This is a genomic window from Aestuarium sp. (genome assembly GCF_023253315.1).
In the GTDB taxonomy this organism is placed as follows: domain Bacteria; phylum Pseudomonadota; class Alphaproteobacteria; order Rhodobacterales; family Rhodobacteraceae; genus Marivivens; species Marivivens donghaensis.
In genome coordinates, this window is the sequence record NZ_JALRGW010000195.1 from 1 (window position 1) to 560 (window position 560).

Here is a 560-nt window from a genome sequence, read left to right on the forward strand (position 1 = left end):
AATTGATGTTGATACCGCAGGTATAATTCTAGTTAAATCTTTTTCTTGTACGAGAACACCTGGTGATACTTGAAATGCCATAGGTTTATTCTCCTCTTAATTAGCTAATTAACATTTGTTTATTGTTCAAAACTCGTATTATTCATACGCCCATAGTCAAAATCAATTCTTACTTATTGATATTTATAATAGTTCTGGTTTTGACTATCCTTTGCGATAGGTAACGGGGTGCCATACTGTACCATATTCATCTACTTCCGGTCTTGTGTCATCTAATCCGTCATCTACAAAACCAAAAGGTGCCATATCCTGTTCAATTAAATTGGCCTGTTCTTCATATAGTTGTTGTCGAGCATTGGTGTCCGTCATCTCTTTAAAGTAAGGTTGATTAGACAACCAACCAAATATGACTAAACACATCATCAAATCGTCTGTATTTCCTTCATCAGCCTGCCAACTTTGACCTCTTCTAACAAAGGTACTCATCTCTTCAACTATATTAAAATCATTAATTATAATTTTGTCGCCTTCTACAAGCGTTTTAATATTAGAACAACCAA

Annotated in this window: 1 protein-coding gene; it reads right to left on the minus strand. The window is 34.3% G+C overall.

The window, feature by feature from the left end; translation table 11 throughout:
- Nucleotides 1-204: 204 nt before the first annotated feature.
- On the minus strand, nt 205-560 hold a 356-nt coding region (locus tag AC1QQ2_RS14975), incomplete at its 5' end, for a hypothetical protein (RefSeq protein WP_479713745.1).